14 protein-coding genes are annotated in these 15,325 nt (G+C 65.1%); 4 read left to right on the forward strand and 10 right to left on the reverse strand.

The window, feature by feature from the left end; genetic code table 11:
* The first annotated feature begins 9 nt into the window (after positions 1 to 9).
* Both WC704_RS05720 and WC704_RS05725 read left to right on the forward strand, forming a co-directional pair.
* Positions 10 to 1,818: a DUF885 family protein gene (locus WC704_RS05720; RefSeq protein ID WP_372888945.1), complete on the forward strand. Its 1,809-nt coding sequence runs from the start codon at positions 10 to 12 to the stop codon at positions 1,816 to 1,818.
* A gap of 54 nt (positions 1,819 to 1,872) precedes the next feature.
* Entirely contained in the window at positions 1,873 to 2,952 is a 1,080-nt protein-coding gene (locus WC704_RS05725) for a glycosyltransferase family 2 protein (protein WP_372888946.1), read from the forward strand.
* An 8-nt stretch (positions 2,953 to 2,960) separates the two neighbouring features.
* Here the strand turns inward: WC704_RS05725 and WC704_RS05730 are convergent, their stop codons facing one another.
* The gene (locus WC704_RS05730; protein WP_372888947.1) at positions 2,961 to 3,689 is read right to left on the reverse strand and encodes a class I SAM-dependent methyltransferase; all 729 of its coding nucleotides are present in this window, start codon (positions 3,687 to 3,689) and stop codon (positions 2,961 to 2,963) included.
* Positions 3,690 to 3,706: 17 nt separating this feature from the next.
* Positions 3,707 to 4,135, reverse strand: coding sequence for a GtrA family protein (locus WC704_RS05735; protein WP_372888948.1), 429 nt, complete (start codon positions 4,133 to 4,135; stop codon positions 3,707 to 3,709).
* Between the two features lie 62 nt (positions 4,136 to 4,197).
* Here WC704_RS05735 and WC704_RS05740 point away from each other — a divergent pair, with 62 nt between their 5' ends.
* On the forward strand, positions 4,198 to 5,973 hold the full coding sequence (locus tag WC704_RS05740; RefSeq protein WP_372888949.1) for an AcrB/AcrD/AcrF family protein: 1,776 nt from the start codon (positions 4,198 to 4,200) through the stop codon (positions 5,971 to 5,973).
* A gap of 105 nt (positions 5,974 to 6,078) precedes the next feature.
* Here WC704_RS05740 and WC704_RS05745 read toward each other — a convergent pair whose 3' ends face one another.
* The 5 genes from WC704_RS05745 to WC704_RS05765 form a co-directional block, all read right to left on the reverse strand.
* On the reverse strand, positions 6,079 to 6,696 hold the full coding sequence (locus WC704_RS05745) for a MarC family protein (RefSeq protein ID WP_372889108.1): 618 nt from the start codon (positions 6,694 to 6,696) through the stop codon (positions 6,079 to 6,081).
* A gap of 196 nt (positions 6,697 to 6,892) precedes the next feature.
* A complete protein-coding gene (folD, locus tag WC704_RS05750; RefSeq protein ID WP_372888950.1) occupies positions 6,893 to 7,765 on the reverse strand; it encodes a bifunctional methylenetetrahydrofolate dehydrogenase/methenyltetrahydrofolate cyclohydrolase FolD in 873 nt (290 codons plus the stop codon).
* 31 nt (positions 7,766 to 7,796) lie between these two features.
* Positions 7,797 to 8,099, reverse strand: coding sequence for a YggT family protein (locus WC704_RS05755; protein WP_372888951.1), 303 nt, complete (start codon positions 8,097 to 8,099; stop codon positions 7,797 to 7,799).
* Positions 8,100 to 8,172: 73 nt separating this feature from the next.
* Entirely contained in the window at positions 8,173 to 9,072 is a 900-nt protein-coding gene (gene argB / locus WC704_RS05760) for an acetylglutamate kinase (protein ID WP_372888952.1), read from the reverse strand.
* Between the two features lie 136 nt (positions 9,073 to 9,208).
* Positions 9,209 to 9,880, reverse strand: a complete 672-nt coding sequence (locus tag WC704_RS05765; RefSeq protein WP_372888953.1) for a queuosine precursor transporter — start codon at positions 9,878 to 9,880, stop codon at positions 9,209 to 9,211.
* 146 nt (positions 9,881 to 10,026) lie between these two features.
* Between WC704_RS05765 and WC704_RS05770 the strand changes: the two genes are divergently transcribed.
* Positions 10,027 to 11,292 carry a NupC/NupG family nucleoside CNT transporter gene (locus WC704_RS05770; protein ID WP_372888954.1) on the forward strand — a complete coding sequence of 422 codons (1,266 nt, stop codon included), beginning with the start codon at positions 10,027 to 10,029 and terminating at the stop codon, positions 11,290 to 11,292.
* A gap of 251 nt (positions 11,293 to 11,543) precedes the next feature.
* On the opposite strand, the gene WC704_RS05775 is transcribed toward WC704_RS05770, so the two are convergent.
* Genes WC704_RS05775 through WC704_RS05785 form a run of 3 tightly spaced genes read right to left on the reverse strand, consistent with a single transcriptional unit; the run spans position 11,544 to position 15,289 of the window.
* Positions 11,544 to 12,287 (reverse strand): sigma-70 family RNA polymerase sigma factor, encoded by a 744-nt coding sequence (locus WC704_RS05775; protein WP_372888955.1) that lies wholly within the window; start codon positions 12,285 to 12,287, stop codon positions 11,544 to 11,546.
* Positions 12,284 to 14,335: a flagellar biosynthesis protein FlhA gene (gene flhA, locus WC704_RS05780; protein ID WP_372889109.1), complete on the reverse strand. Its 2,052-nt coding sequence runs from the start codon at positions 14,333 to 14,335 to the stop codon at positions 12,284 to 12,286. Before flhA ends, WC704_RS05775 begins: the two co-directional genes overlap by 4 nt.
* Positions 14,336 to 14,383: 48 nt before the next feature.
* Entirely contained in the window at positions 14,384 to 15,289 is a 906-nt protein-coding gene (locus tag WC704_RS05785) for a lytic transglycosylase domain-containing protein (protein WP_372888956.1), read from the reverse strand.
* Positions 15,290 to 15,325: the final 36 nt, after the last annotated feature.

Consider the following 15,325-nt stretch of genomic DNA (forward strand, 5'->3'; position numbering starts at 1 on the left):
GGGATCATCATGGACCGTCGCGACTTCCTGGGATCGAGCACCGCGCTTGGAGCGCTGGCGATGCTGCCCGCCGCCGCCCGTGCGGCCACCGCCGGTGCCGGCGACGCGGCGCTACAGGCCCTGTTCGATCGCATTTTCAACGATGGCATCCAGGACAGCCCGCAAAGCGCGACCCAGCTTGGCCTCGACAAGGGGGCCAATGCGGCGCTGAAATCCCGCCTTGACGACCCCTCGCTCGCCAACCGCGCGCGCGGCCTTGCCCGCACCCGGCAGGCGATTACCGCTCTCACCGCGATCGACCCTGCAACCTTGTCGCCCGCGAGCAAGCTCGACCGCGAAGTCGTGCTCTATTCGCTGCGCCAGCGCGAAGTCGGCCCGGCCCAGTTCGGCGTCGGATCGCCGCAGCGGCCCTATCCGGTCACCCAGCAACAGGGTGCCTATTTCGGCATTCCCGACTTTCTCAATTCCACCCATGTCGTGAAGACCGCCGACGATGCCGAGGCCTATCTCGCACGACTGGCTGATTTCGCGCGCGTGCTCGATGCCGAAAATGCGGTACAGCAGGACGCAGCGAAGCGCGGCCTGGTCGCCCCCGCCTTCGCGCTTGATCTGGCGCTCGGACAAATGGCCGCCTTGCGCAAGCCCGCCCCCGCCGACAGCTCGCTTGTCACCTCCCTGGTCCGGCGCGCCACTGCGGCGGGCCTGACCGGGGATTACGGCGCGCGCGCGGCGCGCATCGTCACCGACTCGGTCTATCCCGCGCTCGACCGGCAAATTGCGCTCGTCACGACGCTGCGCCAGACCGCGCGTGCCGATGTCGGGTTGTGGGCGGTGCCGGGTGGCGATGCGCTCTACGCCGCCGCTCTGGCCAGCGCGACGACGACCGATTTCACCCCCGACCAGGTCCATCAAATCGGGTTGGACCAGGTTGCCGAAATTTCCGCCACGCTCGATTCGCTGCTCAAGGCACAGGGCCTGACCCAGGGCAGCGTCAGCGCGCGGCTGGACACGCTCAACACCACGCCCGCGCAACTCTTCCCCGACACTGCCGAAGGCCGCGCCGCCTTGCTCGCCAGCCTTAACGGCCAGGTACGGACGATGCAGGCCCGGCTGCCGGCGCTGTTCATCAACCCGCCCGATGCCCCGCTCGAAATCCGCAGCGTGCCGGTCGAAATTCAGGACGGCGCCTCGAACGGCTATTATTACCGCGCCGCGCTCGATGGCTCGCGTCCGGCGATTTACTGGATCAACCTCAAGCATATCGGCGACTGGCCGAAATACGGCCTGCCCACGCTGACGCATCACGAAGGTGTGCCCGGCCACCACCTCCAGATCAGCATCGCGCAGGCGGCACCGGGGCCGTTGATCCGCAAGACCAGTTTCTTCAACGCCTATACCGAAGGCTGGGCGCTCTATGCCGAGCAATTGGCCGAGGAAAGCGGCGTGTACGATCAGGACCCGCTGGGCCGCATCGGCTTTTACCAATCGCTGCTGTTCCGCGCCTGTCGGCTGGTGGTCGATACCGGCATCCATGCCAAACGCTGGAGCCGCGAAAAGGCGATCGCCTATATGGTCGAGGTCACCGGTTTCCCGCCACCGCGCGCGACCAGCGAAATCAATCGCTATTGCACGATGCCGGGCCAGGCGTGCAGCTACAAGCTCGGCCATGTGAGCTGGCTGCGCGCGCGCGCCAAGGCGAAGGCCATCCTTGGCGCACGCTTCGACGTGCGGCAATTCCATGAGGTGTTGCGCAGTGGCGCGGTGCCGCTCGTCATTCTCGAACGCCTGGTCGAGGAACGCGCACGCGCCCAGGTGTAAGCGGGTACGGATGCGGGACGTGACGCGCGCGAAAAGCGGCGCTACATCGGCGTCATGACCCGTCCCGCTTTGTCTGTCGTCATTCCATGTTACAATGAGGCCGCCTGTCTCGGGCAGCTCTACGCGCGCGTCACCGCCGCCGCGCGCGCGGCGGTTGGGGACGATTACGAAATCCTGTTCATCAACGACGGCTCGCGCGATGATAGCTGGGGCGAGATGCAGCGCCTAGCCGCCAATGATCCGCGGCTGGTCGTCATCAACCTGTCGCGCAACCACGGGCACCAGCTTGCGCTAACCGCCGGGCTCGATCTGTGTTCGGGCGCGCAAATTCTGATTATCGACGCCGATTTGCAGGACCCGCCCGAATTGCTGGGCGACATGCGCGCGGCAATGGCGGCGCAAGGGGCCGATGTCGTCTATGCCGTGCGCCGCAAGCGCGAGGGTGAAACGCTGTTCAAAAGGGCCACCGCCGCCGCTTTCTATCGCTTGCTCGACCGCGTCACCGACACCGCGATTCCGCTCGACACCGGCGATTTCCGCTTGATGAGCAGGCGCGCGCTCGACGCGTTCTTGTCGATGCCCGAACAGGCGCGCTTCATTCGCGGCATGGTCGCCTGGGTCGGCTTCAAGCAAGTCCCCTTCCCCTATGACCGGGCCGAACGCCATGCCGGGGAAACCAATTATCCGCTCAGCAAGATGATCCGGCTCGCGCTCGACGCGGTCACCGGTTTTTCCACCGCGCCGCTGCGCTTCGCCAGCCATCTCGGGCTCGCGCTGACCGCCGCTTCGTTGCTGCTGTTCCTCTATATCGCGGTCGGCTTCTTCAGCGGCAGCGCGGTCGCCGGCTGGACCTCGACCATGCTCGTCGTCGTGCTGTTGGGTGCGTTCCAGATGTTCGTGCTTGGGATGATCGGCGAATATCTCGGGCGGCTTTATGTCGAATCGAAGCGGCGACCACTCTATCTGGTTGCCGATGTGGTGGGGCCGATTCAAGGGCGGGCGACGCTCGGCTATCGCGCGGAAGCCCAGCCCCAACCCGTTCGGCCCGAGCTTACCGAAGGGCAGCTCCCAACGCAGGCACCAGACCTTGCGGAGAGCAGTGCTTCGACAAGCTCAGCACGAACGGAAGCATAGCATTCGGCCTATTTTACCGAGGCCAGCGTCACGATCGACACGCCGGGCGACAACGGCACCCTGCCGACCAGATGCCGCTCGAATCGAAAAATCGCCTCGAACAGCGCATTGACCAGCCCCGGCGGCGGCGAATCGTCGCTGTCATCCTTGCCGCGGATGCGCCCGGCGACGCGCGATGCCACCGCCAGCGGAAACAGCAGCGAATTGAACCAGCGCAAACCATTGTGCTTGAGCCCCGCTTTGCCGATCGCCGCAGCCAGCGTCGCCTTGGAATAGCGCCGGTGATGGTGGTTGACGACATCGTGCGCGCTCCACAGCCATTGGTGCGCCGGGACCGCGATCAGGATCTTGCCGCCGGGCTTCAGGCATTCGCCCATCGCCTTCAACGCCGCGACATCATCCTCGATATGCTCGACCACATCGAGCACCGCGATCAGATCATAAGCGCCACGCTCGACGCCCGTCAGTTCGGGCAGCGGTGCCGCGCCCACCGGCTTGCCTAGTCGTTCGCTGGCAATGGCGCGCGCGGCAGGGTCAATCTCGATCGCCTCGACCACACCAAACTGCGCCAGCATCGGCAGATTGTGCCCGGTGCCGCAGCCAATCTCCAGAATGCGCGCATCGGCGGGCAAATGCCCTTCGCGCGCCAGATAGTCGGCCAGGATATCGCGCCGGGCGCGATACCACCAATGCGTCGAATCATGCGCCGCCATGCGGTCGTAAACGATTCTATCCAAGGTCGGTGTGATCCCTCTTATTTGAACACAAGGTATCGGTTGAGCACGAAGGTCATGCCCGTTGCCAGCACGATCGCGGGCAGCAGCGGGGCCCAGGCGGGAAAGCCCAGTTTTGCGGTGCCGATCCAGGTAATGACCGCGTTCAACGCCATGCCCGACCCTTGCACCATCACGAACTGAACCTGTTGCGCGGCACCGGGGGCGCGCGTGCCGTGCCCCTTGAAGCTCCAGCGGCTATGGAGAAAAAACCCCGTCGTAACCGCCACCGCAAAAGCGAACGGCACGGCATAAACCGCGTGGCGCCGCTCGAACACATACAGCGTCAGCGGCAGATACACCGCCGAATAGACCAGCGTCGACAGCCCGCCGGCGATGCCGAAGCGGATCATTTGGCCAAGCAGGCCGCTCGACCGCCAGCGATCGACGTGTTGGAGGAGTATCGTCACGTTTGCTTGCCCTTTACGCGTGCCGCAGTAGAGCGCGATCTCGGTCTAGGAAAGCGGTTTGGATGAAGCTTGGTTCGCTGACGCGCGTGATGGAGCGGGATTGGATCCGCCTGAGCCTGATCGCGTGGCTCTGCATCGCCATCTATTTCCTGCAGGATCGCTGGACCAGCATCCATTATCTGCAATTGGGCGACACCGACGATAATATGCGGTTGATGCAGGTGCGCGCCTGGCTGGGCGGGCAAGGCTGGTACGACCTGCGCCAATATCGCCTGAACCCGCCGGGCGGCTATGACATTCACTGGAGCCGCATCGTCGATTTGCCGATTGCCGGGTTGATCCTGCTGTTGCGCCCGTTCGTCGGCGTGCGCGAGGCGGAGATGCTTGCGTGCGGCATTGCCCCGCTGTTGCCGCTCAGCATCGCCATGCTCGGCATCGGCGCGACGGTCAGGCGGCTGGTCAGCCCCTATGCCTGGCCGCTCGCTATTGCTCTGCTGCTCTGCTGCTCGGCGACGCTGTTGATGTATATGCCCGAACGCATCGATCATCACGGCTGGCAACTCGCCATGCTGAGCCTGACGGTGGCGGGCCTGTCGGACCCCAGGGGCGTGCGCGGCGGCGCGATCGTCGGCTTGGCAAGCGCAGTGTCGCTCACGATCGGTCTGGAAATGCTGCCTTATGCCGCGATTGCCGGCGCAATCCTGGCACTGCGCTGGATTTGGGACCGTGCCGAAGCGCAACGCCTGTCGATTTATGCGCTGTGCCTGGGGGCGGGCAGCGGCATCGGCTATGCGCTGTTCGCCTCTTACGCAAACGCCGCACCGCGCTGCGACGCGCTGACGCCGGTGTGGCTAAGCGTGATGGTGATGGCGGGGGCGCTGCTGTTCGCGCTCGCCTGGGTCAATCCGGCCAATCGCTGGGTGCGGCTTGCGCTCGCGGTTGCGGCGGGCGCAGTGATCGTGATCGGCTTTGCCTTGGTCTTCCCGCAATGCCTCGGCCGCCCCGAACAAGCCTCGCCCGAATTGCAGAAAAACTGGCTTAACATGATCCGCGAGGCGCGCCCGATCTATGTCCACCCGTTCCGCGTCGCCTTCCCGGTTGCCGCCATGCCCGTGGTCGGCGTGATCGGCGCGATCATCGCGACATGGCGCGCGCGCGGCACCGCGCTGGGCGCGGCTTGGGCGACGGTCTTGCTCTTCGTTACAGGCGCCGCCTTGCTGCTGCTGTGGCAAGCCCGCGCGGGACCCGCCGCACAGATGCTGGCGGTGCCGGGCGCGGTCGCGCTGGCATGGCTGTTAATCCCGCGGATCCAGGCCAGCCGCTCGGCACTGGTGCGGGTATTAGGGACGGTGGCGGCGATCCTGCTGGTCGGCTCGGGGCTGTTCGCCGGGCTCGCCATCCGTTTCCTGCCGATCGACCGGCCAACCAAACGTGTCCAGATCATCGATCGCGCCAGCGGATTCTGCCCGACGATGACCGCGCTCACCCCGCTCAACCGCTATCCGGCGCAAACCATCTTCAGCTTCATCGATCTGGGGCCGCGCATCATCACCATCACGCATCACAATGCGGTGGCGGGGCCCTATCACCGCAATGGCGATGCGATCCTGGACGTACAGCACGCTTTTTCCGGCACACCGGAGAATTTCCGCGCAATCGCCAAGCGCCACGGCGCGAGCATGCTGCTGGTCTGCCCCAACATGTCCGAATCGACCATCTACCGCGTGCGCGCGCCCGGCGGATTCTACGACCAGCTCGCGCACCGCAAGACCTTCGACTGGCTCGAACCGTTACCGCTGCCGAAGAAGTCACCGCTGCGGCTGTGGCGCATCAAATAATCCTTCTTCCTCTCTGCGTTCTCCGCGCCTCTGCGCGAACCCAATCCTCTTGTTCGCGCAGAGGCGCGGAGGACGCGGAGGAAAAAGGGTTCACCTGCACTCAGCCTAAAGCAGGCTGATCTTTACCCCGTCGATCACGAACTGCACCGCGAGCGCGGCCAGCAACACGCCGAGCAGCCGCGTAATCACCGCTTCGATCTTGGCCCCCAGCACGCGCATGATCGGCCCCGCGGCGAGCAGCGCCACCAGCGTCAGCAGCAGGATCGTCGCCAGCGCAGCCAACACGACGAGCGAGCGTTCGATCCCCTCATTGCGGCCCATCAGCAACATCACCGAGGCAATCGACCCCGGCCCCGCGATCATCGGCATCGCCATCGGGAAGATCGACACATCCTCATGCGGTTCGGCGGCGATCTTGGCGGCGCGGTCCTCGCGGCGCTCGGTGCGCTTTTCGAACACCATTTCGAGCGCGATCAGGAACAGCATAATCCCGCCAGCGATGCGAAAGCTCGCCAGGCTGATGCCCAGCCCATGCAGCAAGGCTTCGCCGAACAAAGCGAACACCAGCAGGATGCCCGCCGCGACCAGCACCGCGCGCAGCGCCATCGCGCGCGTATGGACCGGCGTCGCGCCCGCCGTCAGCCCGGCATAAATCGGCGCGCACCCCGGCGGATCGATCACCACGAAAAAGGTGATGAGCGAGGAGATGTAGAGTTCGATCATTTGCGGAACGCGGCCCATTGCCCGAGCGTCTGAGCATCGGCGGCAAAGACGCGTTCGGCGTCAAGCGCGGACTCAAGCTCCGTTCGCCCTGAGCCTGTCGAAGGGCTCCTCTCCGCGCGCGCGGCGGCAGGGGCTTCGACAGGCTCAGCCCGAACGGGTGTTGGGGAAGCGGCCGCCGCCAGCAGCAAGGCTGCGATCACAACTCGCCCTCGCCGACCACGCCTTCGCGCCGCTCGGCGGAGATGAGCGTATTACGCAGCAGGCAGGCGATCGTCATCGGCCCGACGCCGCCCGGCACCGGTGTCACCGCGCCCGCGACGCTCATCGCGCCCGCGAAATCGACATCGCCGACCAGCCCCGTTTCGGTACGGTTGATGCCGACGTCGATCACGGTTGCGCCAGGTTTCAGCCATTCACCGCGCACCATCTCCGGTCGCCCGACCGCCGCCACGACGATGTCGGCGCGCCGCACCACGCTCGACAGATCACGCGTGCGCGAATGCGCGATCGTTACGGTGCAGCTTTCCGCGATCAGCAATTGCGCCATCGGCTTACCGACGATGTTCGAGCGACCGATGACGACCGCATCGAGCCCAGAGAGATCACCCAGCACGTCCTTCAGCAGCATCACGCACCCAAAGGGCGTGCACGGCACGAACCCCGGCAGCCCCGTCGCCAGCCGCCCGGCATTGACCGGGTGGAAGCCGTCGACATCCTTGTCGGGGTCGATCCGGGTCAGCACGGTGCGCTCGTCGATATGCCCCGGCAGCGGCAATTGCACGAGGATGCCGTCGATCGCGGGATCGGCGTTGAGCGTGTCGACCAGATCGAGCAGCGTGTCTTGCGGCACATCGGCGGGCAAGCGATGCTCGACGCTGACCATCCCGGCCTCGCGCGTCGCCTTGCCCTTGTTGCGGACGTACACCGCCGAAGCAGGATCTTCGCCGACCAGCACCACCGCCAGCCCCGGCGCGCGCCCGGCCTGTGCGGCGAAGGCGGCGACGCGTTCAGCCACGCCCGCACGCAAGCCAGCCGCAAAGGCTTTTCCATCGATCAGTGCGGCGGTCATGCCTGGGGACTTTCAGTTTGGAGCGGGTCGTTCAGAGCGGGGTGCCGTTGAGCAGATGTGAATCGAGATTGACCAGCACGATGCTGATCAACCGCAGGATCAGCAGCACCGCGAACGGCGCCAGATCGAGCGCCCCGAAATCGGGCAAAATCCGGCGCAATGGGCGATAGAGCTGTTCGGTCCCGCGATTGAGCCCGGTGTAAATCGCGCGAATAACCTCGTTATAGGTGTTGATAACGTTGAACGAGACCAGCAGCGACAGGATCACCTGCACCAGCACGATCAGCGTTACCGCGTCGATCAGGACCTGTAATAATTGGATGATCGTATGCAAGAAGCGTCTCCGGCGTTGATGATGACATCGTAGCGCGATCGCGCCGATGCGACCACCCCTAGCAACCCCCGCCTTAACGCCGAACCAACGTGCCCGCCCCGCGCCGGGTGAAGATTTCCAGCAGCATTGCGTGCGGCACGCGCCCGTCGAGGATGACGGCGGCGTCCACCCCGCCCTCGACCGCATGGACGCAGGTTTCGAGCTTGGGGATCATGCCCCCCTTGATCGTGCCATCGGCGCGGAGCGCCGCGACGCCCGCCGGATCGAGATCGGTCACCAGCGCGCCACTCTTGTCGAGCACGCCGACCACGTCGGTCAGCATGAACAGGCGTTCCGCCCCCAGCGCCGCCGCGATCGCGCCCGCCATCGTATCGGCGTTGATATTATAGGTATGCCCGTCGGCACCGATCGCAATCGGCGCGACCACCGGGATGATCCCGGCTTGCGACAATGTGTCGATGATCCGCCGGTCAACCCCGACCGGCTCGCCGACGAAGCCCAGATCGACATGGCGTTCGATCCCCTGCAAGGTGTCGGGCGTGTCACGCCCGACCTTGGCAGCGGTGACGAAACCCGCATCCTTGCCCGAAATGCCGACTGCGCGCCCGCCCGCCTGTCCGATCCAGCCGACGATTTCCTTGTTGATCGATCCCGCCAGCACCATTTCGGCAATCTGCGCGGTTTCGGCATCGGTGACGCGGAGGCCATCGACGAAGCGTGATTCGACCCCCAGCCGCTTGAGCATCGCGCCGATTTGCGGGCCGCCGCCATGCACCACCACGGGGTTGATGCCGACCGCCTTCATCAACACCACGTCCTCGGCGAAATCGCGCGCGAGTTCGGGGTCGCCCATCGCATGGCCGCCATATTTCACGACAAAGGTCTTGCCGGCGTAGCGCTGCATATAGGGCAGCGCCTCGACCAGTGTCTCGGCCTTGGCGAGCAATGCGGGGGCGGGGGAATGATCGGTCATGCCAAACCTTCTTCTCCCCTACCGCCAGGCGGAAGGGGTCGGGGGGAGGGCCGCTCTGGGCGCGTGGCGCTCCATGCCCTCCCGATGCGAGCGGTGCAACAGGCGGAGCACCGCTCGCGTCAATCGACGGAAAGGTTCAGCGATCCAGCCGCCGCCCGATACCGACCGCCAGATAGATGAGCGGCGGCACCAGAATCGCCGACAGCGTGACCTTGGCCAGCATTTGCCCGGCGAGCAGCGATCCAATCGGGAACACGCCCCAAAAGGCGATGCTGACGAACAACAGCGTATCGACGATCTGGCTCAGCACGCTGGCAATCCCCGCGCGCAGCCACAACAGACCGCCCCCTTCCGCCCGCTTCAACCAACTGAAGATGGTCACGTTCAGCGTCTGCGATACGCCATAAGCGATGATGCCACCGAACCAGATGCGCGGCGTCGCGCCCATCATCAGCGCGAAGGCATCGCGCCGTGCAGGGTCCATCGCCGGCGCGGCGGGGGCGGCGAGCACCACGATCGACAGCAGGATCGAGGCGATCAGCGGTGCAAAGCCGATCTGCACCAGCCGGTTGGCAACCGCGCGGCCATGTAGTTCGGCAACCGCGCTCGACACCACCACCAGCAACAGGAAGGCGAAGATCCCCGCCTCCACCGCCAGCGGCCCGATCCCAACCAAAGTACCGAGCCCCGAAATCGGCCCAAGCGACACCTGCTTGTTGCCGAGCACCCCGGCAATGCAGACCATGCCGCCATAAAAGATCGAAAAGGCGAAGAGCGAACGCGGGATCGCGGGAGCGGGACTGGTCATCCTGGCCACGCTAGCCGGTTTCGCGGCTACGTCAAAGGCGGAGGGCACCATTCCGGTTGCCCCCCCTATCGCTTGCGTCTCGTGCGTGTATGGTGGGCCGCCGTGCGCGCCGATTTCGGCGGTGCAGGCGTTATTGCGGGGAACACGTGGGTACATTTCCGATCGGCATCATAGGCATTCTCGTCATTCTCGGGCTCGCCTTCCTGCTGTCGAACAACAAGCGCGCGATCCGGCTGCGGGTCGTGGGGGCGGCGTTCGCGCTGCAAGTGGCGATCGCGTTCATCGTGCTGCGCAGCGACATCGGCCGCCGCGCGATCGAGGGCATGTCGCGCGGGGTATGGGCGCTGCTCGGCTATGCCAAGGCGGGCACGATGACGATTTTCGGCGGCCTTGCCAGCGATCCTACCTTCGGCAGTGCGTTCGTCTTCTCGGCGCTCCCGGTCATCATCTTCTTCGCAGCGCTCGTCTCGATCCTTTATCACCTCGGCATCATGCAGTTCGTCATCCGCTGGGTCGGCGGTGCGATCGAGAAAGTGATCGGCGTGTCGAAGGTGGAAGCGCTGTGTGCCGCCGCCAACATTTTTGTCGGGCAAAGCGAATCGCCGCTGGTGATCCGCCCCTATCTCGCCAGCCTGACCCCGCCGCAATTGTTCGCGGTGATGACGGTCGGCATGTCGGGCGTGGCGGGCACGATCCTGCTCGCTTATGCAACCTTTCTTGGTCAGGGCGCGCTGCCCTATCTGCTCGCCGCCTCGTTCATGTCGGCACCGGGCGGGCTGTTGATGGCCAAGATCATCATGCCCGACGTTTCGCTCACGCCCGTCGGTGAATTGCCATTGGGCGACGATCCCGAAGAAGCCGTGCTCCACGTCGCCGAACAGGCACTGGAGGAAGAGCGCGCCGCCAACATCATCATGGCGGCGGCGAATGGCGCGCAGACGGGCGTGCGCATCGCGGTCGCGGTCGGTGCGATGGTGCTGGCGTTCGTCGGCCTGGTCGCGCTCGCCAACGGCTTGCTCGGCGGGCTTGGCGGGTGGTTCGGCTATCCCGACCTCAGCTTTCAGGGCCTTCTCGGTTATATCTTCGCGCCGGTGATGTATTTGCTCGACATTCCGTGGAACGAGGCGCGCATCGCCGGGCAATTGTTCGGGCAGAAGATCGTGCTCAACGAATTCGTCGCCTTTATCGATCTCGGCAAGATGGAGGATCTGTCGCCGCACACCACCGCCGTGGTGACCTTTGCCTTGTGCGGCTTCGCCAATTTCTCGTCGATCGCGATCCAGATGGCCTCGACCGGGAGCCTTGCCCCCAATCAACGCCCGATGATCGCCAAGCTCGGCCTGCGCGCGCTGGCGGCGGGCAGTCTGGCGAATTTGATGTCGGCGGCGCTGGCGGGGTTGCTGCTGGGGTGAGGGGATCGCGGGGACGGGCTGTTCTCACGCGAAGACGCGAAGTCGCGACGAAGAGATAAGAATTGGTTCGCACAGAGGCGCGGAGGACGCGGAGGATATGCGCCCGGTATCAATCGGGAGACCGATACCGAGCGAATTTGGACGCACAGGGCTGCTCCACGCCCCCTCCTTTTCCTCTGCGTCCTCCGCGCCTCTGCGCGAAAGAACCTTCTTCTCTTCGCGCCTTCGCGTGAAAAAGAACAGGGTCGCGCTCAGCGCCGCAGCATCGCCTTTTTCAGCTTGGCGTGTGCCGAGGCCTTGATTTGGCACACGCGTGCGGCCCCCACGCCGATCACCTGCCCGATCTCCTCGAGGTTCATTTCCTCGACATAATAAAGCTGCACCACCAGCATCTCGCGCTCGGGCAGACTAGCGATTGCCGCAATCAGCGTGTCGCGTTCCTCACCCTCGGACAGTTGCGCAAAAGCGTCAGGCTCGTCGCTCGCGAACCACGGCCCCTCGTCCGAATAGACATCGTCGATCGGCTCGAAGCGCACCGGCTGCGCATTGGCATAGTCCAGCCGCAGCTTTTCCAGCGGCACGCCCAGCCGGGCGGCAACCTGCGCCTCCTCGGGCGCGTGACCCAGTTCGGTGGTCAGCGCGGCGACGGTTTCGGCATAGAGGCGCTTGCGCTGCATCGCGCCGCGCGTGATCGTGGCGCTGCGGCGCAGCGCATCGATCATCGAACCGCGCACACGCGTGACCAGATATTGCTCAAAGGTCACTTGCCCGCGTTCCTCAAAAGCGGTGGATGCCTCAACCAACGCGACGAGCCCGATCTGCACGAGATCCTCGACTTCAATCGCGGATGACATGCTGCCATGCACGTGCCACGCGATCCGCCGCACCAATGGCAAGTGCTTCTTCGCCAGCAGCGACAGGTCAGGCGTGCCGGACCGGCGATAGACCAGCGGCATCGCCTCGGTGAAGGTCGCGAAATCGGGCTGCGCGGTCATGCGGGCAGGGCTCCAGGGGCACCGATCACGGCGACGACTTCGACCGATTTGTCCTCGGGGACTTCGAAGAAGCTCATCACCGGAATGTCGGGCAGGCAGGTTTTGACGAGTTTGCGGATCGCCACGCGGATCGCGGGCTGGACGACGAGCGCGAACGGCTTGGCCTCATCGACAAAGGGTTGCGCCGCGCGTTGCAACGCATCGACGATGCGGCGGCCGAGATCGGGCTCGATCGTGTGGCGGCGCGACGGATCGCTGCGGATCGCCTGGCCGAGCAGGCCTTCGAGCCCACCCTCAAGCGTCATCACGCGCAACGGTTCGCGCACGCCGCAGATCTTGCCGATAATCAGCCCGCCAAGATCGGGACGGATCGCCTCGACGATTTCGTCGGCATCGAGCGTCTTTTGCGCGGCGACCGCGATCGCGGCGGCGATGCGACGGAATTCCTTGAGCGGGATATTCTCGGCCAGCAGCCCGCGCAGCACTTGTGTCAGCGTGGTCAGCGGCAGCGGGTTTGGCGACAACGACGCGACGAGGTTGGCGGCGCGCTCCTTCAGGCCATCGAGCAACGCTTGCACTTCATCGGGACCGAGCAGTTCAGCGGCATGGAGGCCCAATTGATGGTTGAGATGCGTCGCGACGACGGTGCCCGGATCGACCACGAGATACCCCGCCCCCGTCGCGGCATCGGCATCGCCCGCCGCAATCCACACCGCGTCGAGCCCGAAGGTCGGGTCCTTGGCGCGCTTGCCCATCAGCCCGCCGACCGCCTGACCCGTATCGAGTGCGAGCATTTCCTCGGGCGAGACGCTGTCCTCGCCGACCACCACGCCCCCGACGACGATACGATAGACATAGGGCGGCAAGTTGATGTCGTCGCGCACGCGCACCTGTGGGATGACGAAGCCCATTTCCTTGGACAATTGCCGCCGCACCCCGGTGATCCGCCCCATCAGCGGCGCACCACGGCGTTCATCGACCAGCGGCACCAGGCCATAACCGACATCGAGATTGACCTGTATCGTGTCGGCGACTTCGTCCCAGCCGATCTTGGAATGGTCGACCGGCTCGGTTGGGGCGGTAATAACGGGCGGAGGGCGATTGGCGGACTGACGCATCCTCCACGCGGCAAAACCGGCAAGCGCGGCGGCGGGCAGGATCACCAGATGCGGCATCCCCGGCATCAGCCCGAGCAGCGCGAGGATGATCGCCACGGGCGTCCACGTCCGCGCCGAACCGAACTGGCTGCCGATCTGGCCCGCCAGATCCAGGCTCGAGGTGACGCGCGTCACGATCGCGGCGGCGGCGATCGACAGCATCAGCGAGGGGATTTGCGCGACCAGCGCGTCGCCAATCGCCAGCAGCACATAATTATGCGCCGCCGCCGAAATCGTCATGCCGTGGCTGACCGGCCCCAGGATCAAACCACCAATGATGTTGGCGGCAAGGATCAGCAGGCCCGCCACCGCGTCGCCCTTTACGAACTTCGACGAACCATCCATCGAGCCGTAAAAATCGGCCTCGGTCGCCACTTCGATGCGCCGGGCTTTGGCTTCTTCGGGGGTGATGAGGCCGGCGTTGAGATCGGAATCAATCCCGATCTGCTTGCCCGGCAGGGCATCGAGCGTGAAGCGCGCCGACACTTCGGACACGCGGCCCGCGCCCTTGGTCACCACAATCATGTTGATGATGACCAGGATCGCGAAGACAAACAGGCCGACGACATAATCGCCACCGATCAGGAAGGTGCCGAACGCCTCGATCACATGCCCTGCGGCGCTTTCGCCCTCATGGCCGTGCACCAGCACCACACGCGTCGAGGCGACGTTGAGGCTAAGGCGGAACAGGGTCGCGAACAGCAACACCGTCGGGAAGGCCGAGAAATCGAGCGGCTTTTGCGCATTGAGCGACACCATCAGCACGGCAAGGCTGATCGTGATGTTCATAATGAAGAACACGTCGAGCAACGCCGACGGAATCGGCACCACCATCAGCACGACGAGCAACAGGATCGCCACCGGCAAGGCGGCGGAACGCAGCAGCGGCAACACGCCGCCAGATTTCAAACCACCGGACTTCAACGCAATCGCCACTGTTTACGCTCCCAGTTGCGCGAGCATTAGATAAGCCAGCCGGGCATTGGCGGGCGTCGGACGCAGCAGATTGGCACTTTCGACGCGCGCGCCATTGCCGGCGGCGGTGCCGCTCAGCCGGTCGAGCGTCGATTGCGCCCAGACGGCGGCATCGGCGGTCGAGGTTTCGTCATTGCCGGGGATGACATCGGCCCCCCAACTGCCCAGCCGCGTCGCCGCCAGCCCTGATGCCGCCGCCACCGGCGCGCTCGCCCCGGCTGCGCTCTCGTCGAGCTTGGCCGAGAAGCGGCTGTAAATCTCGGCCAGCGACCGCGCACCGCCACTGGCATCGAAAAATACGCTGCGATTGGCATGAGCGGCGGCGGGAAACATCGCCGCTCCGGCCCTGTCCGGCGATGTCTGCAACGCGGTGAGGAACGAGCGTGCGCCGCCAAGCCCCAGGAAATGCGCCATATACAGATCAGTGCCGGTCGCCGTCCGCCCGGTCGCGCTTTCCAGCGCGTCCTTATTGTCGCTGGCATGTTCGGCAGCCATCATCGAGGCGGTCGCCGGATCGTTGCGCAGCGCGAGGATCGCATGGCGTGTCGCAGGATCGGCCACGGTCGCGCGACCGGTGGACGAAACGGTGATCGCATCAGCCGCCCAGCCAAGCCCGTGTTCCGCACCATGCGCCTTAACCACGCGCAGCCAGCTCTGGTCGACGAATTGATAGAGGCCGGTCGCGCTCGACGTGCCCGCTTTGGCATCGGCGCGCAGACCGCTCTCCAGCTTGGCCTGGCCCAGCAGATAGTTGAAATCGATCCCGGTCCGCTGGCTGGCATTGGCGATTGCGGTACGGATCGCTCCGCCGCCGAGGCTTTTCACCTCGCTCGCTGCACCGTTCAGAATGGAAAGTGGGTTGAAAGGCATCGGTCCCCGGCTGCGTCGCGGCTATTCGAGCGAATA

The sequence above is a fragment of the Sphingomonas sp. genome (assembly GCF_041661885.1).
In the GTDB taxonomy this organism is placed as follows: domain Bacteria; phylum Pseudomonadota; class Alphaproteobacteria; order Sphingomonadales; family Sphingomonadaceae; genus Sphingomonas.

Bases quoted from the DNA above. Each gene is read 5' to 3' on its own strand.
- WC704_RS05720 (WP_372888945.1), top strand. From the start codon at position 10: ATGGACCGTCGCGACTTCCTGGGATCGAGCACCGCGCTTGGAGCGCTG.
- WC704_RS05725 (WP_372888946.1), top strand. From the start codon at position 1,873: ATGACCCGTCCCGCTTTGTCTGTCGTCATTCCATGTTACAATGAGGCC.
- WC704_RS05740 (WP_372888949.1), top strand. From the start codon at position 4,198: ATGAAGCTTGGTTCGCTGACGCGCGTGATGGAGCGGGATTGGATCCGC.
- WC704_RS05745 (WP_372889108.1), bottom strand. From the start codon at position 6,696: ATGATCGAACTCTACATCTCCTCGCTCATCACCTTTTTCGTGGTGATC.
- folD (WP_372888950.1), bottom strand. From the start codon at position 7,765: ATGACCGCCGCACTGATCGATGGAAAAGCCTTTGCGGCTGGCTTGCGT.
- argB (WP_372888952.1), bottom strand. From the start codon at position 9,072: ATGACCGATCATTCCCCCGCCCCCGCATTGCTCGCCAAGGCCGAGACA.
- WC704_RS05765 (WP_372888953.1), bottom strand. From the start codon at position 9,880: ATGACCAGTCCCGCTCCCGCGATCCCGCGTTCGCTCTTCGCCTTTTCG.
- WC704_RS05775 (WP_372888955.1), bottom strand. From the start codon at position 12,287: ATGACCGCGCAGCCCGATTTCGCGACCTTCACCGAGGCGATGCCGCTG.
- WC704_RS05785 (WP_372888956.1), bottom strand. From the start codon at position 15,289: ATGCCTTTCAACCCACTTTCCATTCTGAACGGTGCAGCGAGCGAGGTG.